This window comes from Streptomyces sp. NBC_00820 (assembly GCF_036347055.1).
Classification (GTDB): Bacteria; Actinomycetota; Actinomycetes; order Streptomycetales; family Streptomycetaceae; genus Streptomyces.
Genome location: NZ_CP108882.1, coordinates 7414400 through 7433328 on the forward strand (window position 1 = coordinate 7414400; position 18929 = coordinate 7433328).

The following is an 18929-nucleotide window of genomic DNA, read 5'->3' on the forward strand; positions in this document are numbered from 1 at the left end:
GAGGTATGTTGCAGGTCGGGCTGGGTTTCGGAGGGGGACACGTGGCGGGGCGGAACGGGCGCACGGTGCGCGACCTGAGGCGGGGCAACCGTTCGGCCGTGTTGCAACGGCTGTACTTCGACGGCCCGCTCAGCCGGTTCGAGCTGGGCCCGGTCACCGGACTCAGCTCCGGGTCCGTCAGCAACGTCGTCGCCGACCTCGTCACCGACGGCCTGGTCGAGGAGGCCGGCAGCGTCGACTCCGACGGCGGCCGCCCCCGTACCCTTCTGCGCGTGGCCCCGCACAGCGGCCAGATGATCGGCGTGGACGTCGGCGAAACCCGCGTCCGCATCGAGCTGTTCGACCTGGCTCTCACCGAACTCGCCCGCGCCGAACGCCCGCTGACCCCGCAGGTCTACGACGCCGACGTCATCGCCGGGCACATCCGCGACGGTGTCGCCGAGGTCCTCGCGGCCGAATCCGCCGTACCCGAAAGGCTGCTGGGCGTCGGCGTCGGTGTCCCCGGCATCGTCGAGCACACCGCCGAACACGGCGCCGTCGTGCACGGGCAGACGATCGGCTGGGACGCGGTCCCGCTGGAGCGGATGCTCCGGTCCGCCTCCCCCCTGCCGGACACGGTGCCGTACTTCATCGACAACGGCGCCAAGACCCTGGGACAGGCCGAGATGTGGTTCGGCGCGGGGCGCGGCGCCCGCAGCGCCGTCGTCGTCCTCCTCGGCTCCGGCGTCGGCGCCTGCCTGGTCACCCCCGAGGTGGAGCACGGGCGCGCCGTCGAGTGGGGGCATCTCACCGTGCGGGTCCGGGGACGCCGCTGCCGCTGCGGTGCGCCCGGCTGCCTGGAGGCCTACGCGGGCGCCGAGTCACTGCCGGCCCGCTGGCGCGAGGAGGGCGGACGCCCGCCCGAGGACAGCGACGAGGAGACCGCCCTCACCGCGATGCTCGCCGCCGCCTACCCGGCCGACGGCGCCGCCCCCGACCCGGTCGCACTCGCCGTCCTGGAGGAGACCGCCGAGTACCTGGGCGCGGGGCTGTCCGACCTGATCAACCTCTTCCAGCCCGAGCGGATCCTCGTCGGTGGCTGGGCCGGGCTCCAGCTCGGCACCAGATTCCTGCCCGCCGTACGCCGGTACGCGACGACGTACGCTCTGCGTCACCCGGCCGACAAGGTCACCATCGACCTCGGCCGGCTCGGCCCCGACGCGGTCACCGTCGGTGCGGCGATCCTGCCCCTCGCCGACTTCTTCGCCCGGGGCGGCCGCCGTGCCGAGCCGGCCACCGAGGACCGCCTCCCGGCGTGGCGGACCGCCCTGGAGGACCGGACACCGCGCTGAGCGACGGCACGGACGGCCTCGCGGGCATGAGGAAGCCCCGGTCGCGACGGGGGAATCACGACCGGGGCGGTCAGATGGTGGGCACGCATGGCGGTCGCCTCGCGGCGAAACGCTCCACAGGGCTTCAGCCGGACGATCGTCCCTGTGGGCAGAGGTGAGGCCCGGGGACACTGTCCCATCCGCACCCACGTTCTGTTCAACGGGTGACCGTCCCGTGGTGTTCCGGCCACGTGGCGTGATCCGGGTCACGCCCGGGTCGCCGGGTCCGCCGCGCGCCCCGGCGTACGGCCCTCCCGTGTCCAGGCCAGCAGCTCGTCGGCCGACCAGGTGGTCACCACCCGCTCGGCGGGCACCCCGCACTCCTCGGCGCGGGCACAGCCGTAGACCTGCCAGTCCAGCTGGCCGGGCGCGTGCGCGTCGGTGTCGATCGAGAACAGTGTGCCCGCGGCGACGGCCCTGCGCAGCAGCCGCCGGGGCGGGTCCAGCCGCTCGGGGCGGCTGTTGATCTCCACGGCCGTGCCCGACTCGGCACAGGCGGCGAAGACCTCGTCCGCGTCGAACTCCGATTCCGGCCGGCCACGGCCCGTGACCAGGCGGCCCGTGCAGTGCCCGAGGACGTCCGCGTGCGGATGGCGTACGGCGGCCACCATCCGGCGGGTCATCGCGCGCGCGTCCATCCGCAGCTTGGAGTGCACCGACACCACCACGACGTCCAGCCGCTCCAGCAGCTCGGGCTCCTGGTCCAGCGAGCCGTCCTCCAGGATGTCGCACTCGATGCCGGTGAGCAGCCTGAACGGCGCCCAGCGCGTGTTCAGCTCCGCCACCAGGTCCAGCTGCTCGCGCAGCCGCCCGGGTGACAGACCGCGGGCCACGGTCAGCCGGGGGGAGTGGTCGGTCAGGGCCGTCCACTCGTGCCCGAGGCGGGCCGCCGTCCACCCCATCTCCTCGACCGTGCTGCCGCCGTCAGACCAGTCCGAATGCGTGTGGCAGTCCCCGCGCTGCAGCGCCAGCAGCTCCCTCCCGCCCTCGACGGCGAGCGGCGCCCCGGCCTCCTCCTCCAGGTTCCGCAGATAGCCCGGAACCTCCCCGGCCAGGGCCTCCCGCACCACCTGGGCGGTCTTGGGCCCGACCCCCTTCAGGGACTCCAGGGTCCCGGCCCGCGTCCGCAGGGCGACCTGCCCCTCGGGCAGCGCCGACAGCACCCGGGCGGCGGTACGGAAGGCCCGTACCCGGTAGGTGGGCGCCTGCGACCGCTCCAGCAGGAAAGCGATCCGGTCCAGGGCCGCGACGGGATCCATGGTCACCTCCGGCACCCGTACGGACCTCCAGGGTTCCCCACAGGTGCGGCCGCCGCACGACGACTCCGGGCCCGCGGGACGTGCCCGTCGCACGGTGGCGCCGGGACCGCGGAGTGCGCCCGTCGTACGGCGACTCCGGGCCCGTGGGACGTGTCCGTCGTACGGCGACACCGGGCCCGTGGGGCGCGCTCGTCGTGCGGCGACGCCCGGACGGCTTCCGTGGACGAGTCGTCCGCCCGCGTCGCGTTCTAGGCTCTATTGCATGACCGAACAATCAGCCCCTTACATCTCGCATCCGCGGATCCTGGTGCTGGGGGTGTGCCAGGGCAAGCCGGGCGAGCCGCCGTTCCGGATCATGGAGATCGACGGTCAGGTGATCGGTGAGGTCACGTCCATCACCGGCGTGCTGGAGGCCGCCGCCTTCCATGGCATCACCATCCACGACCTGGACGATCCGGATGTGATCCGCTGGGTGGGCGGCGGCAAGTTCACCTGGCGGCCGCACTGAGCCGTAGAAGGCTCAGCCGACCGTCCACTTCTGGTTCGCCCCGCCGGTGCACGTCCAGATCTGCAGACGGGTGCCGTTGGCCGAGGAGTTCCCGGTCACGTCCAGACACTTGTCGGCCTGCGGATTGACGATGTCGTGCGCCGCCGAGACGGCCCATTTCTGGTTCGCCGCGCCCGAGCAGTCCCACAGCTGGGTGACCGAGCCGTCCGCCGTGCCGTTGTCCTTCACGTCGAGGCACTTGCCGAGCGCCCGGATCGTGCCGTCCGAGCCGACCGTCCACTGCTGCGCGGCGGTGCCGTTGCAGTCGTAGAGCTGGACCGGGGTGCCGTTGGCGGAGTTCGCGGCGGCCACGTCCGCGCACTTGCCCGCCAGGCCCCGGATGGCCACGCCGGCCGCGCTGCCGCTCGTCGTCACCGACACCGAGTCCACCACCAGCTGCTGCGGGAACTGCGTCGAGCCGTCCGGGTCGCCCGGCCAGTAGCCGCCGACGGCGAGGTTCAGGATGAGGAAGAACGGCTTGTTGAACACCCAGGTCTTCCCGCCCAGGTCGGCGGGTGTGCGCCGCTGGTAGACGTTGCCGTCGACCGACCAGGTGATCGAGTCGGGTGCCCAGTCGACGGCGAAGCTGTGGAACGCGTCCGCGAAGGCCTGGCCGCCCGGCAGGGAGTAGGGCGCGCCTATGCCGCCCGAGCCGGAGTAGCCGGGGCCGTGGATGGTGCCGTGCACGGTCGAGGGCTCGAAGCCGACGTTCTCCATCACGTCGATCTCACCCGAGTCCGGCCAGTTGACGGGCGTGCCGAGCATCCAGAACGCCGGCCACATGCCCTGCCCGCGCGGGATCTTCATCCGGGCCTCGACGTGCCCGTACTGTGCGTTGAACTTTCCGGCCGTGTTCATCCGGGCCGAGGTGTACTGGCAACTTCCGTACCAGCACTGGTAGTTCGCCGGATTCTCCTTGCGGGCCGTGATCACCAGATGGCCCTGGCCGTCCAGGGCCGCGTTGTGCGTACCCGAGGTGTAGTACTGCCGCTCGTGGTTGTTGACGTTGTCGCCGGTCTCCAGCGTCCACTTCGAGGAGTCGACGGCCGCGCCGGCGGCCCCGTCGAAGGTGTCGGAGAACGTGGTGGCGGCCGCGGCCGCCGGCGCGGCGCTCTGCGCGTGCGCCGGGGCCACGGCGGCCGAGCCGACCAGGGCGACGGACAGGGCGGCGAACAGGCATCTGCGGAGCAGGCGTGGGGAGGCCATGACTCTCCGTTTCACGTGGGGGTGTGATGCCTCTTGATTTAAGGAGTGAGATATGGGCGCGTCAATACCTTGGTACAGACCTGTAGTCGGCGGTCACCCGTCCACCTGCTTGCGCACCCGCGCGTGCACCGCCCGTCCGAGCCGTCGCCCCAGGAGCAGCCAACCCACCAGTGCCCCGCTGGTGTTGAGGATGACGTCGTCGATGTCGAAGGCGCGCCCGGTGATCAGCGCGCCCTGGGTCAGCTCCACCATCAGCATCACCAGCGCCGTGAGGAACAGCACGCGCAGGACCCCTCGCGCACGCGGGGCGAGCACCGGTACGAGCACCCCGAACGGAATGCCGAGGACGATGTTCCCGCCGACCTGCTTGAGCGCGTCGCGCAACTGCGCCTGGTTCAGGTAGGCCTGGAGGGAGCGGCCGGGGTGCAGATTGCTGTGCGTCAGGGCCACCGACGCGGGGGAAGGCCGCAAGGTGAGCCGGGCGAGGACGACGGCGAACGCCACCATGCAGACGAAGGCGAGCAGCATCGCCAGGAGCCGCAGGGGGAGGGGGAGGGGTCGCTGTCCGGGAACCGGGCGCTCTTCCGCGGAGCCGCGCCCCTTCGGGGACCGGCGCACCGCGATGATCCGGCGCCGGCGCGGCGAGCGGTGTTCCTCGGGGGCCGGATGCCGCTCGGATCCCGTCTTCGGCCCCCCGGGCCGTCCCCGCCACCGCGGGGCGCGCAAGACCTCGGGCAGGCGTAGGGCGGTACGGCTCATTCGGTCCTCCAGACCTCAACGTCCCCGTGTCATAGGGCGGTTACCCGAAGCACGGCCGACGATGCCGCCGCCGCCACGGCTCCGTGTGCGCGCCGGAGGTTTCGTTCACGCTCCCGGGGCGACCCGGTGCGCGGACCCGCGTGCCGTCGCCCCCGACGGGGCCCGCGGTGCTTGGATGCCCGGAGCGGAGCGGTATGTGCGAAGTGGCTGATGCATGCGGAGAACGATGGATTCCTCGGGGAATCGACGAAATCCGCCCGAAAGCCCGGAGAAGTGAACCCAGGAGGTGGTGGATGACCCGGCGCGCGGACCCGCGTACGGTCCTCCTCGCCCTCGGTGAACTGCTCGCCTGGTGGGCCGGGCTCGCCCTGCTGTGGCTGGTGTTCATCACGTCGCTCTCCACCCTGGAGCTGGCCGTGGGCGCGGGTGCGGCCGCCGTGAGCGCGGCGGCGGCCCGCGCCGGGCGGAAGGCGGTGTGCCGGCGGTGAACGGCTGGATCCTGGCGGCGACCGTCGAGCTGGGCGGGGGAGGGGCGGCCGTTCTGTGGGGCGTGACCACCGGCCCGACGGCCCGCCGCGCCGTCGCCCAGAACCTGGCCACCTCCGTGGTCTGCCCGGCCCTCCTGCTGCTCGCCCAGGGCTACGGCCGCCCGTCCTATCTCGACCTCGCCCTGCTCGCGGCCATCCTGGGGCCCGTCGGCACACTCGTCTTCGCCCGCCTCCTCGCCGACGAGGAGGAGCGCGACCGGACCGGTGCCCGGGGGCCGACCTGGGCTGCCGCGGCCCTGTGCGCGGCCGTCGTGGTCGCGCTGTGCGTGGCCACCGGCCCGAGCCGCGCCCTGGCCAAGCCGGTGGTGATCGGAGCACTGGTGATCACCGGGAACTTCGTCGCCTCACGCGCGCTGTCGAGCGGCCTCCGCGGGGTGCGGGGTGACTGACGCGGTGCGGTGTGGATGCGGATGCGGGCGTGAGCGTGGGTGCGGGCTCGCGGAGGCGGTTGCGGAGCGGCGCGTGCAAGGGGTCGTCGGGGTCGCCGGAGCCGTCGCGCCGCGCAGTGTGCCGGGGCCGGAGGTGTCGCGTGGCTGACGCCCTCGTCGTCGTCCTCCTGCTGGTGGCCGCCTGCGCCACCGCCGCCGTGGCCGTGCGCGATCCGGCCCGGCAGGCACTCGTGCTGTCGGTGCTCGGTCTCGTCCTGGCCGTCCTGTTCACGGTGCTGCAGGCCCCGGACGTCGGCCTGTCCCAGCTGGCCGTCGGATCCACGCTCACCCCGCTGCTGATCATGCTGGCGGCGCGCAAGGTCAGGCGGCGCGGCCGGACCGAGGACGACCCCCGGTGAGCCGCCGCCTGCGCCTGTGGCTGCTGGCCACCGGGAGCGCCGGAGTGGCCGCGCTGCTGGTCGCCGCCGCACTCGATCTGCCCGCCTTCGGCGGCCGATGGCACCCGTACGGCGAACGCGCCGTGCAGGCCTCGCTCTCCCGGCGCACCGCCAACACCATCGCCTCCGTCAACTTCGACCAACGCGCCTACGACACCCTCGGCGAGATCGGCATCCTGTTCGCCGCCGTCCTCGGCTGCGTGGTCCTCCTGCGCCTGGCCCGCGACGAACACCGGGCGCGGCCGGAACCCGCCGAGGTGGCCCGCCCGGTCCGCCGCTACGCGCTGATCGTGCTGCCCGTCGCGCTGCTCACCGGCATCTACCTCGTCGCCCACGGCCAGCTCAGTCCGGGCGGCGGCTTCCAGGGCGGGGTCGTCGCGGCCACCGCCCTGCACCTGCTGTACCTCGGCGCCGACTACCGCGCGCTGGAACGGGCCCGCCCCCTCGCCGTGTTCGAGACCACCGACGCACTCGCCGTCGGCGCGTACGTCGTCCTCGGCCTCGCCGGTGTCGTAGCGGGCACCGCGTGCCTGGCCAACACGCTGCTGCCCTACGGCACCTTCAACACGCTGTCCTCCGGCGGCGCCGTCCCCCTGCTGAACGCGGCCGTCGGCATGGAGGTGGCGAGCGCGGTCGTCGTCCTGCTCGCCGGATTCCTGGACCAGGCCGTCGAGATCGAGGAGTGACACGGGAGTTGAGCACACCGTGATGCACGTCTTTCCCTACCTGGTCGCCGCCTACGTCTTCCTGACCGGCTGCCACGGCCTCGCCACCAGCCGGAACCTGATCCACGCGGTCGGCTGTCTCGCCGTGTGCCAGTCGTCCACGTACATCCTGCTGCTGGCGGTCGGCTACCGGGACGGGGGGACCGCGCCGGTCTTCTCCGACATCCGGCCCGGCTCGCGTCCGCTGGTGGATCCCGTCGTCCAGGCCCTCACGCTCACCGACATCGTCGTCGGCGCCACCGTCACCGCGCTGCTGCTCGCGCTGGTCCTGCAGATCGCCAAGCGGCACGGCACGGTCGACCCCGACGAGCTGAGAGAGCTGCGCGGCTGATGCGTCACCTGCTTCCACTGCTCGTCGCCGTACCGCTGCTCGGCGCCGCCCTGCTGGTGGCCCTGGGCCGCCTGCTGCCGCGGGCCGCCGCGGAGATCACCGGGTGCGCGGTCTCCGCGGCCACCGCCGCCCTCGCCCTGGTGCTGCTCCTCGACTCCTCGCCGCCGCTGGTCGAATGGGTCGGGAACTGGCGCCCGGTCGACGGGCGGAGCGTCGGCATCGTGCTGACCGGGGACGGTCCCGCCCTCGGCACGGCCGCGCTCGCCTCGTTGCTGACGTGCGCGGCACTCGCCTACTCCTGGCGCTACTTCGAGGAGCCGCCTCGCGGTCACGCCGGCGCGTTCCCGGCTCTGCTGCTGGTCTTCCAGGGGGCCATGTGCGGCTTCGTGATCGCCGGGGACCTGTTCGACCTCTTCGTCTTCTTCGAGCTGATGAGCGTCGTCGCCTACGTGCTGACGGGCTACCGCATCGACGACGCCAAGGCGGTGCAGGGCGCGTTCACCTTCGGCGTCGTCAACTCCTGCGGCGCGTACGCGATGTTGCTGGGCATCGGCCTGCTGTACGCCAGGACCGGCGAACTGGGGATGGCGATGATCGGACGCGGCCTCGACGAGAGGGCCCCGGACGGCGGCCCGGACGCGCTGGTCCTCGCCGGGTTCGTGCTGGTGCTGACCGGACTGCTGGTCAAGGCGGCCGCCGTCCCCTTCCACTTCTGGCTCCCCGACGCACACGCCGTCGCCCCCACCCCGGTGTGCATGCTGCTGTCCGGCGTGATGGTGGAACTGGGCGTCTACGGCGTCTGGCGGGTCTACGGCACCGTCTTCTCCGGCCCCGGCGGCATCCCGGCCCCCGACCTGACCCGGGTCCTGGTCACCCTCGGCGTGCTCACGGCCGCCGTCGGCGCGGTCATGTGCTGGTACCAGCGGCACATCAAACGCCTGCTGGCCTACTCCACCGTCGCGCACACCGGCCTGTTCCTGATCGGGCTCGGCGTGCTCACTCCCGAGGGCGACGACGGGGTCGCGCTGTACATCCTCGGCCACGCCGGGGTGAAGGCCGCGCTGTTCGCCTGCACCGGCGCCCTCCTCGACCGCTACGGCAGCGTCGACGAGCACGAACTGCACGGCAGAGCCGGGGCGATGCGCGGGTTCGCGGTGATGTTCGCGGTGGGCGGCCTCGCCCTGGCCGGCCTGCCGCCGTTCGGTACCGGGCTCGGCAAGGCCGTCACCGAGGAGGCGGTCGGCGGTCCGCTCACCGTCGTCTACGTGATCGCCTCCGCGATCACCGGGGGTGCCGTGCTGCGGGTCGCCGCCCGCGTGTTCCTGGGACTCGGGCCGCGCCCGGAGGACGCCGCGGAGGAGACCGGCGGCTCCGACGAGCAGCCGGAGACCGGCGGCATCCTCAGCCGCGTCCCGGACAGCATGACCGCGGTGCCCGCCGTGCTGCTCGCCGGCGCCCTCGCCGTCGGCGTGGCCCCCGGCTTCGGCGATCTGGTCGCCCGCTCGGTCAACGAGGCCGGTTCCGGCGGCGCCCACGCCTTCGCGCACTGGACGGCACACGGCGTCCTGCTGGACCTCCTCGCCACGGCCCTGGCCGCGGGCCTCGCCGCCCTGGCCGTCACCCGCCCGCACCGGGTCGCCGCCCCCGACTGGGCCCTGCCCCTGCGCCGCGTACAGTCGGGCCACATCGGCGACTACGTCGCCTGGCTCCTGATCGGCACCACCACACTGGCCGCGCTGGCCCTGCCGGCGGTGGTGGGCGGGTGAACGGAGTTGCCGCGGTCCCGTACGGACTCCGGGGCGGGTACGTATGCGCGAACGGCCGCCGGGACCCCGTACTCGGCGGCTTCGGCTGAGCACGGGGTCCCGGCGGAGGGCCTGGCAGAGGGGCGGACGGTCTGCCCGTCAGGGGTCGTAGGAGACGCGTACCTCCTTGAAGCCGAGGGAGCGCAGCAGGCCCTGGAGCATGTCGGTGGTGTTGGTCTCGGCCCGGGCGGTCAGCTCGCTGTCGTTCGCGGCTTCGCCGATGTGTTTCACGGCGAGTTTCTGCACCGCCTGCTCGCCGTTGGGGTTGTCCGAGAACAGGTCGCCGATGCGGTCGAGCAGCCCGCGCTGTTTGGAGACGGCGTAGGACCGGTCGGGGTCCAGGGCCGGTTTGCCGAGCCGGGCGTGCGGCAGCCGCAGGGTGGCTTTCGTGCGGTCGGAGTTGACCGTCACGTCCTTCTCGCCCAACTTGCCGAGGTCGACATACGCGTCCACGGTGCCGGCGCCGACGTACAGGGTGCGGGTGCCGCGGATCGCGTCGGGCAGGTACTTGGCGTCCTTCTCCAGGTCCACCACGACCTGGAAGTTGCCCGAGGCGGCGTCGTAACGGCTCATGTCCTGGATCGACTTCAGGAGCGCGGGGCCGGAACGGTCGTGGGACTCGGTGCCGAACAGGTCCTTGATGCCCGGCAGTACGGCCAGCCGGATCCCGGCGAACAGTAACGCGAGCACCAGCGCGAGCGCTGCCAGGACCTTGGCCCAGCCGGGCATGCGCCGGGGCGGGCGTCTGACGGAAGTCGTCATGTCGGCGGTCCTCCTTCCTGCCCCTCCGCATTCCCCCCGAACGCCGTGCCAGACCCTCTCGTTGACCGATTGGTACTCAATGACGTACGCGCGGGATCAATTCCCTTGCGAAATAGCCCGGTTCGGCCGTGAAGGGAGAAACGGTCACACCGGGCCGGGCGCGTTCTCGGACCGTCCGAGAACCGCGTCCAGCGTGGGGTGCGGAGGCAGCAGCCGGGTCAGACCGGTGACCCGGAAGACGCGCAGGGTCAGCGGGTGGGTGCACACCAGGTACAGCCGCCCGCCGTGTTCGCGTAAGCGGCCGTGGGCCCGGTGGATCAGGCGCAGTCCCGAGCAGTCGAAGAACTCGACCGGCCGCAGGTCGAGCACGATCCGGGCGCCCGGCCGGCCGGTGGCCCGGTCCAGGAAGGGGAGGATCTCCGCCGCGGCGGAGATGTCGATCTCGCCCCGCAGCTCCAGGACCGTGTGCCCACGGTCCTCGTGTACGCGCAGATGCCGGGTGAACGGGGCGGGCTCCTGTCGCACGACGGCATCACCTCCCACCCGCGCCCGGAGGCCGCTGCCTCGCTCGCCAAGTTACCTTCGACAGAAGGAATTTGAGCATGTTCGATTGACATATGTCATCGAGTTTGACGCGAGTGGTTCGGTGGAGTCGTGTCCGTGTTCCGGTTCGTCCGGTCCGCCAGCCGGTCGTCCGGCCGGTCGTCCGGTCAGTCGACGGACCCGGCCGACGGCCGGGTCCGTCGGCGGGACCGGTCAGTCCGCCAGCAGGACCAGCTTGCCCGTCGTGCGGCCCGTGTCGCCCAGCTCGTGCGCCTTCGCGGCCTCGGCCAGCGGGAAGGTGCCCGCGATCGTCGCGCGCAGCTTGCCCGACTCCGCCAGCCCGGCGATCTCCCGCATCCCGGCCCGGTCGGCGTCGACCAGCATCCGTACCGCCCGCACGCCGAGGCGCTCGGCCTCTTCGTGGAACTCCGGCGAACCGACCGGCAGGATCGACACCACGACGCCGCCCGGCCGCAGTACGCGCAGTGACCGTACGGACGTCTCGCCGCCGAGCGTGTCCAGGACGACGTCGACGTCCTGGACCGCCTCGGTGAAGTCCGTGGACCGGTAGTCGATCACCTCGTCCACGCCGATCTCCCGCAGGAAGTCGTGCTTGCCCTCGCTCGCCGTGCCGATCACGTACGCGCCGAGCGCCTTGGCGATCTGTACGGCCACGTGCCCGACCCCGCCTGCCGCGGCGTGGATCAGCACCCGCTGGCCGGGCCGCAGTCCGGCGTGCTCGGTCAGCGCCTGCCAGGCGGTCAGGGACACCAGCGGCAGCGCGCCCGCCTGGGTGTGGTCGATCGAGGCCGGCTTGTGCGTCAGGGCGCGGACCGGGGCGATCACGTACTCGGCGTGCGAGCCGTGACCGAACGGGTAGGGCAGCATGCCGAAGACCTCGTCGCCGGGCTCGAAGGCGGCGACGCCCACGCCGGTCTCCACCACCTCGCCGGAGACGTCCCAGCCCAGGACGAACGGCGGCTCGCCCAGGAACCCGCCGGTGGCCCGGTGCTTCCAGTCGGTCGGGTTGACCCCGGCGGCCCGCACCCGGACCAGTACCTCGTTGGGACGCGGCACGGGCCGCTCGATCTCGACTTCCTTCAGGACCTCGGGGCCTCCGAGGACGTCCTGGCTGATGGCACGCATGGTGTTCACATTGCTCATGGTCACCCAGCCTGCCCGGAATCGCCCGTCCGGAAAATGGCATGATTGCCAACCTTCGATAGGATCGTGCCATGCGTGGCACACCCAAGGAAACCCCGGCCCCCGAGCGTGTGGTCGTCCTCGCCCTCGACGGCGTCTACCCCTTCGAGCTGGGCATCCCCAGCCGCATCCTCGGCGCCGCCGACGGCCACTACGAGGTGCTGACCTGCACGGTCGACGGCCGCCCGGTGCGCACCAACTCCGACTTCGGCATCGACGTGCGGCACGGCCCGGAGATCCTGGAGACCGCCGACACGGTCGTCGTCACCTCCGTCCCGCCCGAGTTCCTGCCCACGGAACTGCCCGACGAGCTCGCCGCCGCCCTCGCCCGCATCCGCCCGGACGCGCGGATCGTGTCCATCTGCACCGCCGCGTTCGTCCTCGCCGCGGCCGGGCTCCTCGACGGCCGCCGGGCCACCACCCACTGGCAGGTGGCCGACCTGTTCCGCCGCCGCTACCCGCGCGTGGATCTCGACCCGGACGTCCTCTTCGTGGACGACGGCCGGATCCTCACCTCCGCCGGGGCCGCCTCCGGCGTCGACATCTGCCTGCACCTCATCCGCACCGACCACGGCAGCGAGCTGGCCAACAGCGTCGCCCGCCGCTGCGTGGTACCCCCGTTCCGGGACGGCGGGCAGGCCCAGTACATCGAACAGCCCGTGCCCGGCAGCGGCGCCGCGAGCACGGCAGCCACCCGCACCTGGGCCCTGGAGCGCCTGGACGAGCCGCTCACCCTGACCGACCTCGCCGGACACGCCCGGATGAGCCTGCGTACCTTCGCCCGCCGCTTCGGCGACGAGGTCGGACTCAGCCCCGGCCGCTGGATCGTCCAGCAGCGCGTCGCCCGCGCCCGGCACCTGCTGGAGTCCAGCGACCTCTCCGTGGACCGCATCGCGGCCGAGGTCGGCTTCGCCACCGGCGCCTCCCTGCGGCAGCACCTGCACGCCTCGATCGGGGTGTCCCCACAGGCCTACCGGCGGACCTTCCACCAGTCCCGCTGAGAGCCGGCCTGCCGTTCCGCGGCCCGCTGAAGGCCGCGCGTCCCGCCGATCGTCTCGGCCGCCGACTGCCGACCGTTTCGGCCGCCCGCCGAGTCGGAGCCGAACGTTTCGGCCGCCCGCCGCGTCGGAGAAGCGCGACGACGGCAGAGGCGCGTGGCAGAGCCGCGCGGCAGACGCGCGTGGCGGAGCGAATGGGGGCCGGGAATGCGAAGAGTGCGGGTGACCACGACGGTGCGCGCGGCGGTGACCGCTGCCGCGGTCATGACGGCCGTGCTGGTGAGCGGGTGCGACGACGGGGCGGGGGCGCCGCTGGTGATCGAGGGCACACCGCCGGCCGCCCCGTACGGCGGCCCGCTGTACGTACCCACCACGGACCCGGAGGATCACAGCCCCCGGTCCCTGCTCCTGGCCTCCGGGGCCGCCGGCAGGGCGCTGGAATGCGACGGGCGGATCTTCGAGGGCGGCGGACCCGACGGGTGGAGCGCCTCCGACGGCGGCGACACACCCGAGGACGGGCTGAGGCTCTTCTTCGACATCTTCCAGCCGTCGCAGCCGGACCACGGCTACCGGGTGGAGCGCCGGGACGCCGCCCGCGTGCTCTACTCCTTCGACGCCGGCGGTCGTACCAAGGTGGCCGTCGTGGTGGCCAAGGACCAGAAGGACAGGCCGGGTTGGGGACCGGAGACCAATGCCTCCTGCGACCCCGCCGAACTTCCCGCGCGGTACGCGGCCGACCTGGGCTGGGAGGTCTGGACGGACCGTGCGGGCAAACGGGTGCCGGTGAGCAGGCTCACCTCCGCGTCCGGTTCGGAGCACTGCGACTGGCAGTCGGCGCGCTTCCTCGATCTCGACGGCCGCGAGTACGCCCGTGACCCCGAGGGCGTACTCGGCCGTGACGGACTGCTCAGGGCGCCGTACCGCCGGCACGTCCGCATGCCGTCGGACGCCCGCGACACCGGCTACCACTACCGGGGGTGGCGTCTGTGGCTGACGGACGACCACGAGACGGCCTACGTCCGCACGAGCGACGGCGTGGAGGCCTGGCCCCGCGTGAAGGCGGACGTCGGCTGCCGGTGACAGGTGCCGGTCACCGGGGCGCTCTCCCGCCCGCCCTCACTCCCCAAGCGCCGCGTACACCCGCTCACCCTCCACGTAGGTGACCGCCACCCTCGTCTCCGAGATCGCCTCGGGCGGTCCGGCGAACGGGTCGCGGTCCAGCACCACCAGATCGGCGAGCGCTCCGACGGCCACGCGCCCGCATTCGTCCAGACGGTTCACGTACGCCGACCCGGCCGTGTACGCCGTCAGGGCCTCCGTGAGACTCAGGCGCTGGTGCGGCAGGAACACCGGTCGGGTGCCGCCCGGTTCGACGCGGTTGACGGCGACATGGATGCCGTGGAGCGGGTCGGGGCTGCTCACCGGCCAGTCGCTGCCCGCCGCGAGCCGGGCGCCGGAGCGCAGCAGCGCCGCGAAGGGGTACTGCAGGGCGGCCCGTTCGGCCCCGAGGAAGGGGATCGTCAGCTCGTCCATCTGCGGTTCGTGCGCGGCCCACAGCGGCTGGATGGTGGCGGTGGCGCCGAGCCCGGCGAAGCGCGGCACGTCCCGCGGGTGGACGACCTGGAGATGCGCCAGGTGCGGCCGGGTGTCGCTCGGCCCGTTGGCCGTCCGGGCCGCTTCGACGGCGTCCAGCGCGTCGCGTACGGCGCGGTCGCCCAGCGCGTGGAAGTGGCACTGGAAGCCAAGGGCATCCAACTCCGTGACGTAGTGGGGAAGTCGGGCCGGATCGATGAAGCTCTTGCCGCGATTGGCGGTGACGTGGCCGCACTTGTCCAGGTAGGGGTCGAGCAGCGCGGCGGTGTGGTTCTCGGCGACCCCGTCCAGCATCAGCTTCACGGTGTCCGCGTGGAGCCGCCCGCACCTCAACGCGGCCCGCCTCTCGGTGAGTTCGGGGATCTGTTCGGCGCCGCGCGTCCGGTCCCACCACAGCGCCCCGGACACGCGCGCGGTGAGTGAACCGTCCCGGGCGGCGGTGCGGTACGCCTCGGCCGGATCGGCCATGCCGGCGAAGTCGCCGACCAGCGCGTCCTGCCACGCGGTGATGCCGAGCGCGTGCAGATGCCGCTGGGCGTGCAGGAGCGCCGCGAGCCGGTCGGCCGCGGTGGCGGGCGGGACGAGCCGGCCGACCAGCCGCATCGCACCCTCCTGCAGCGTGCCGCCCGGCTCGCCCGAGGAGTTCCGCTCGATCCGCCCGTCGGCCGGGTCCGGTGTGTCGCGGTCGACGCCGGCCAGCTCCAGCGCGCGGCTGTTCACCCAGGCGCCGTGATGGTCCCGGTTCGGCAGGTACACGGGCCGGTCCGGCACGATCGCGTCCAGCAGCTCCTTCGTCGGCGTACCCCCCTCGAACGCCTCCATCGACCACCCGCCGCCGAGGATCCACTCCCGCCCCGGATGGGCCTCGGCGTACGCGCGCACGGCGGCCACGCTCGCCTCGGCCGTCGTCGCCCCGGTCAGATCGCACCGGAGCGCCTCCAGGCCGGCGGAGACCGGATGGACATGCGCGTCCTGGAAGCCCGGCATCAGCAGCCGCCCCGCGAGATCCACCACCTCCGTGCGCGGCCCGGCCAGTTCGCGCAGCCCGTCGTCGTCCCCGACGGCGGTGACGCGACCCCCGGTGACGGCGACAGCGGTCGCCGTACGACCCCCGGGGGTGAGGACGGGGCCACCTGTGAAGAGCAGATCAGCGTGCATGAAGTCTTTCCGGACAGGGCGGTCGGCAGTGATCGGAACCCGCCGGGAAGGGACGCCGGACCCCGATGAAACCTTCCATGTGCCCTACAGGTCAACGGCGTTGACATAAGGCGCGCGCGGCGCGGGGACGTGAGTGAACGGGCGCGCTGCCTCAGCCGTGCCCACTCTCACGCCTCGCCCTCTCAGCCGCGCCCGCGCTCCCGCCCCGCCCTCTCAGCCGCGCTCGCTCTCCCGCCCCGCCCCCTCAGTCGCGCCCGCCCGTCCGCCCGCGCCGGGACCGGGCGACGGCCCGTGCGCCGGTGCGGTCCACGGCCGTGCGCACCACCGCGAAGATGGCGCCCTGGACCGCCGACGCGAGCAGGATCTCGCCCCAGCCGCGGTCCGGGTCCAGGGCGTCGGGCGCGTGCTCCTCGTGCCGGATCGTCCGCCACACCTTGCGGTAGGCCAGTCCCGCCAGAGTCCCGCCCGCCCAGCTCAGCACGAAGCCGAGCGGCTGGTAGAGGAGAGGGAGCTTTTGCTGCTTGATCTTCGCCATGGGTGACACCTACCTCGCCGCCCGGCGCGCAAGCCGTCCGGCGTTCCGGTGCCACCCGTTCGCCCGCTCGCGGGCGCGAAAGGGCCCCGCCGCGACGGGGGAGCGCGGCGGGGCCTGAGGCACGGGTGCCCGCCCCGGAAGGGGTTCATACGTCCGCAACGCAGATTTTTCTAAAAGGAACCGCTTCCCGGCCGGAATCAGCAGGGGTGCCGCCCCCGGTCCTCCCTCGGCCCGTGCCCCGGATCAGCTCCCGTCCACCGGCTCCAGGACGAACACCGGGATCTCCCGGTCGGTCTTCTCCTGGTACTCGGCGTACGGCGGGAAGGCGGCCACGGCCCGCTCCCACCAGTCGGCCTTCTCCTGGCCGGTCACCTCACGGGCCCGCATGTCCCGCCTGACCGTTCCGTCCTGCAGCTCGACGTGCGGATCGGCCTTGACGTTGAAGTACCAGACAGGATGCTTGGGGGCTCCGCCGAGCGAGGCGACCGCGGCGTACGTGCCGTCGTGCTCCACCCGCATCAGCGGTGTCTTGCGGATCTTCCCGCTCTGCGAGCCACGGGTGGTCAGCAGGATCACCGGCAGCCCCGTGTCCAGCAGCGTGGTCCCCTTCGTGCCGCCCGAGCTCTCGTACAGCTCGACCTGCTCGCGCACCCAGTCCGTCGGGCTGGGCTCGTACTCACCTTCAAGAGGCATGGGATCCGTCCCCTTCGTCGGTATCGCCGGTCGCTCCGGCGCAGTCCTGCGGCCTGCTCAACACCGCGGGCCGCCGCAATCATCCGTACCGCGGGCCGTCTCGGCCATGCGGGTGATCGTCCCGCGGATCGTCGCGAGCCGTCACACGCGGCCGGAGAGCGGGCCCGCGTAGCAGATCACCCGCACGGACGGGGCGAGTGATACTGGAAGGACCGAGACGTGGTACGCCCAGGATCTGGAACCGGCCGCTCCGGCCGAGGCCGATCCAGCACGGCGGAACCGGCCGCCGGGTTCGGGCCGCCCGGTGGCCGCGCACGAGACGTCCGACGGAAGGAGCGCACCGGCGCGGAACACGGCCGAAGGCGCGGAGCTCGCCGTACCCGGCGGCCGTGCCGGAACGGCGACGCGAAAGGGTGCCCGCGGCCCGCGTACTTCGGCCAGATCGTCCCGGATCACCGATCTGGCCGAACTTGCCGTCGCCGCCTAGATGCCCCGGGCATCTAATGAAGATCGGCACGACGCACTTCTTCGTCTGCGAGGTCTATCCATGACGGAACTGACGGACACCACCGGACCGGCGACCCCGGCCGAACCCGTCGCATTCCCCCAGGACCGCACTTGCCCCTACGACCCGCCCACCGGATACGACCCGGTGCGCGACGGACGGCCCCTGTCCCGGGTCACCCTCTTCGACGGGCGTGAGGCGTGGCTGGTCACCGCGCACGCCACGGCCCGCGCGCTGCTCGTCGACCCCCGCCTGTCCACCGACCGGTGCCGCCCCGACTTCCCGGCGCCCACGGCCCGCTTCGCGGCCGTCCGCGACCGCCGGGTGGCCCTGCTCGGCGTCGACGACCCCGAGCACCGCACACAGCGCCGGATGATGGTCCCGTCGTTCACGCTCAGGCGGGCGACCGAACTGCGGCCACAGATCCAGCGGACCGTCGACGCGCTGCTGGACGCGATGATCGAGAAGGGACCGCCGGCCGACCTGGTCTCCGCCTTCGCGCTGCCCGTGCCCTCGATGGTCATCTGCCATCTGCTCGGGGTGCCGTACGCCGATCACGAGTTCTTCGAGGCGCAGTCCCGCAAGCTGCTGCGCGGCCCGGAGGCGGCCGACACCCTGGAGGCGCGCGCCCGGCTGGAGGCCTACCTCGGCGATCTCATCGACGAGAAGGCCGCGGCGCCCGAGCCCGGCACCGGCGTCCTGGACGATCTCGTCCACAACCAGCTGCGCGACGGCACCGTGGACCGTGCCGAAGTGATCTCGCTGGCCGTCATCCTGCTGGTCGCCGGCCACGAGACGACCGCCAACATGATCTCCCTCGGCACCTTCACCCTGCTCCAGCACCCCGAACGGCTGGCCGAGCTGCGCGCCGACGCGGCGCTGCTGCCCTCCGCCGTCGAGGAGCTGATGCGCATGCTGTCGATCGCCGACGGGCTGCTGCGCGTCGCCCTGGAGGACATCGAGGTCGACGGCACCACGATCCGGGCCGGCGAGGGCGTACTCTTCGCGACCTCGGTGATCAACCGCGACGCGTCCGTGTACGACGATCCCGACGCCCTGGACTGGCACCGCCCCGCCCGCCATCACGTCGCCTTCGGCTTCGGCATCCACCAGTGCCTGGGGCAGAACCTGGCGCGCACGGAACTGGAGATCGCGCTCGGCAGCCTCTTCGCCCGTCTGCCGGACCTCCGGCTGGCGGCGCCGCCGCAGGAGATCCCCTTCAAACCCGGCGACACGATCCAGGGGATGCTGGAACTCCCCGTGACTTGGTAAGAGGCTCTGCCCATGCATATCGACATCGACAAGGAACGCTGCATCGGCGCGGGCCAGTGCGCGCTGACCGCGCCCGGCGTGTTCACCCAGGACGACGACGGCTACAGCACGGTGCTTCCCGGCCGTGAGGACGGCGCCGGCGAACCCCTGGCGCGGGAGGCGGCCCGCGCCTGCCCGGTGGGCGCCATCAGCGTCACGGACGGCTGAGCCCCGGAGCACCGGGTGCGCCGGGTGCACCCGGCGAGGGCGGCGGATCCGGTGCGCCCGAGCGCCCCACGCACTCGGCGGGTC

Annotated in this window: 21 protein-coding genes; 12 read left to right on the plus strand and 9 right to left on the minus strand. The window is 72.8% G+C overall.

The features are described 5' to 3' along the window. Window positions 1-41: 41 nt before the first annotated feature. Window positions 42-1331 carry an ROK family protein gene (locus OIB37_RS33065; RefSeq protein ID WP_330461276.1) on the plus strand — a complete coding sequence of 430 codons (1290 nt, stop codon included), beginning with the start codon at window positions 42-44 and terminating at the stop codon, window positions 1329-1331. Window positions 1332-1576: 245 nt separating this feature from the next. Here the strand turns inward: OIB37_RS33065 and OIB37_RS33070 are convergent, their stop codons facing one another. Further along, window positions 1577-2629: a PHP domain-containing protein gene (locus OIB37_RS33070; RefSeq protein ID WP_330461277.1), complete on the minus strand. Its 1053-nt coding sequence runs from the start codon at window positions 2627-2629 to the stop codon at window positions 1577-1579. Window positions 2630-2891: 262 nt separating this feature from the next. Here OIB37_RS33070 and OIB37_RS33075 point away from each other — a divergent pair, with 262 nt between their 5' ends. After that, a complete protein-coding gene (locus tag OIB37_RS33075) occupies window positions 2892-3137 on the plus strand; it encodes a hypothetical protein (protein WP_330461278.1) in 246 nt (81 codons plus the stop codon). Window positions 3138-3149: 12 nt separating this feature from the next. On the opposite strand, the gene OIB37_RS33080 is transcribed toward OIB37_RS33075, so the two are convergent. Both OIB37_RS33080 and OIB37_RS33085 read right to left on the minus strand, forming a co-directional pair. After that, window positions 3150-4382 carry a ricin-type beta-trefoil lectin domain protein gene (locus OIB37_RS33080; RefSeq protein ID WP_330461279.1) on the minus strand — a complete coding sequence of 411 codons (1233 nt, stop codon included), beginning with the start codon at window positions 4380-4382 and terminating at the stop codon, window positions 3150-3152. Window positions 4383-4475: 93 nt separating this feature from the next. Continuing rightward, window positions 4476-5141, minus strand: coding sequence for a VanZ family protein (locus OIB37_RS33085; protein ID WP_330461280.1), 666 nt, complete (start codon window positions 5139-5141; stop codon window positions 4476-4478). A gap of 293 nt (window positions 5142-5434) precedes the next feature. Between OIB37_RS33085 and OIB37_RS33090 the strand changes: the two genes are divergently transcribed. The 6 genes from OIB37_RS33090 (at window position 5435) to OIB37_RS33115 (ending at window position 9337) form a co-directional block, all read left to right on the plus strand. After that, on the plus strand, window positions 5435-5629 hold the full coding sequence (locus tag OIB37_RS33090) for a hypothetical protein (protein WP_330461281.1): 195 nt from the start codon (window positions 5435-5437) through the stop codon (window positions 5627-5629). Next, a complete protein-coding gene (locus tag OIB37_RS33095) occupies window positions 5626-6078 on the plus strand; it encodes a monovalent cation/H+ antiporter complex subunit F (RefSeq protein WP_330461282.1) in 453 nt (150 codons plus the stop codon). Before OIB37_RS33090 ends, OIB37_RS33095 begins: the two co-directional genes overlap by 4 nt. Before the next feature lie 140 nt (window positions 6079-6218). Then, window positions 6219-6476, plus strand: coding sequence for a Na(+)/H(+) antiporter subunit B (locus OIB37_RS33100; protein WP_330461283.1), 258 nt, complete (start codon window positions 6219-6221; stop codon window positions 6474-6476). Beyond that, window positions 6473-7201: an MnhB domain-containing protein gene (locus tag OIB37_RS33105; protein WP_330461284.1), complete on the plus strand. Its 729-nt coding sequence runs from the start codon at window positions 6473-6475 to the stop codon at window positions 7199-7201. The genes OIB37_RS33100 and OIB37_RS33105 overlap by 4 nt, the downstream gene beginning before the upstream one ends. Before the next feature lie 22 nt (window positions 7202-7223). Beyond that, window positions 7224-7571: a sodium:proton antiporter gene (locus tag OIB37_RS33110; RefSeq protein WP_330462063.1), complete on the plus strand. Its 348-nt coding sequence runs from the start codon at window positions 7224-7226 to the stop codon at window positions 7569-7571. After that, complete coding sequence (locus OIB37_RS33115; RefSeq protein WP_330461285.1) at window positions 7571-9337, plus strand: complex I subunit 5 family protein; 1767 nt, start codon at window positions 7571-7573, stop codon at window positions 9335-9337. The genes OIB37_RS33110 and OIB37_RS33115 overlap by 1 nt, the downstream gene beginning before the upstream one ends. Window positions 9338-9475: 138 nt before the next feature. Here the strand turns inward: OIB37_RS33115 and OIB37_RS33120 are convergent, their stop codons facing one another. From OIB37_RS33120 to OIB37_RS33130, 3 genes are all read right to left on the minus strand, one after another. Continuing rightward, window positions 9476-10138: a DUF4230 domain-containing protein gene (locus OIB37_RS33120; protein WP_330461286.1), complete on the minus strand. Its 663-nt coding sequence runs from the start codon at window positions 10136-10138 to the stop codon at window positions 9476-9478. 144 nt (window positions 10139-10282) lie between these two features. Further along, the gene (locus tag OIB37_RS33125; RefSeq protein ID WP_330461287.1) at window positions 10283-10663 is read right to left on the minus strand and encodes an anti-sigma factor antagonist; all 381 of its coding nucleotides are present in this window, start codon (window positions 10661-10663) and stop codon (window positions 10283-10285) included. 231 nt (window positions 10664-10894) lie between these two features. Continuing rightward, window positions 10895-11845 (minus strand): NADP-dependent oxidoreductase, encoded by a 951-nt coding sequence (locus tag OIB37_RS33130; protein WP_330461288.1) that lies wholly within the window; start codon window positions 11843-11845, stop codon window positions 10895-10897. Window positions 11846-11916: 71 nt separating this feature from the next. On the opposite strand from OIB37_RS33130, the gene OIB37_RS33135 reads away from it, so the two are divergent. Both OIB37_RS33135 and OIB37_RS33140 read left to right on the plus strand, forming a co-directional pair. Then, the gene (locus tag OIB37_RS33135; RefSeq protein WP_330461289.1) at window positions 11917-12885 is read left to right on the plus strand and encodes a GlxA family transcriptional regulator; all 969 of its coding nucleotides are present in this window, start codon (window positions 11917-11919) and stop codon (window positions 12883-12885) included. A 261-nt stretch (window positions 12886-13146) separates the two neighbouring features. Then, the gene (locus tag OIB37_RS33140) at window positions 13147-13962 is read left to right on the plus strand and encodes a hypothetical protein (RefSeq protein ID WP_443058296.1); all 816 of its coding nucleotides are present in this window, start codon (window positions 13147-13149) and stop codon (window positions 13960-13962) included. Between the two features lie 36 nt (window positions 13963-13998). On the opposite strand, the gene OIB37_RS33145 is transcribed toward OIB37_RS33140, so the two are convergent. The 3 genes from OIB37_RS33145 to OIB37_RS33155 form a co-directional block, all read right to left on the minus strand. Further along, window positions 13999-15633: an amidohydrolase gene (locus tag OIB37_RS33145; protein ID WP_330461291.1), complete on the minus strand. Its 1635-nt coding sequence runs from the start codon at window positions 15631-15633 to the stop codon at window positions 13999-14001. A gap of 244 nt (window positions 15634-15877) precedes the next feature. Beyond that, entirely contained in the window at window positions 15878-16168 is a 291-nt protein-coding gene (locus tag OIB37_RS33150) for a DUF4235 domain-containing protein (protein WP_330461292.1), read from the minus strand. A 243-nt stretch (window positions 16169-16411) separates the two neighbouring features. After that, window positions 16412-16861 carry a nitroreductase family deazaflavin-dependent oxidoreductase gene (locus OIB37_RS33155; protein ID WP_330461293.1) on the minus strand — a complete coding sequence of 150 codons (450 nt, stop codon included), beginning with the start codon at window positions 16859-16861 and terminating at the stop codon, window positions 16412-16414. A gap of 547 nt (window positions 16862-17408) precedes the next feature. Between OIB37_RS33155 and OIB37_RS33160 the strand changes: the two genes are divergently transcribed. Continuing rightward, on the plus strand, window positions 17409-18638 hold the full coding sequence (locus tag OIB37_RS33160) for a cytochrome P450 (RefSeq protein WP_330461294.1): 1230 nt from the start codon (window positions 17409-17411) through the stop codon (window positions 18636-18638). A gap of 12 nt (window positions 18639-18650) precedes the next feature. After that, complete coding sequence (locus tag OIB37_RS33165; RefSeq protein ID WP_330461295.1) at window positions 18651-18845, plus strand: ferredoxin; 195 nt, start codon at window positions 18651-18653, stop codon at window positions 18843-18845. The last annotated feature ends 84 nt before the right edge of the window (window positions 18846-18929 follow it).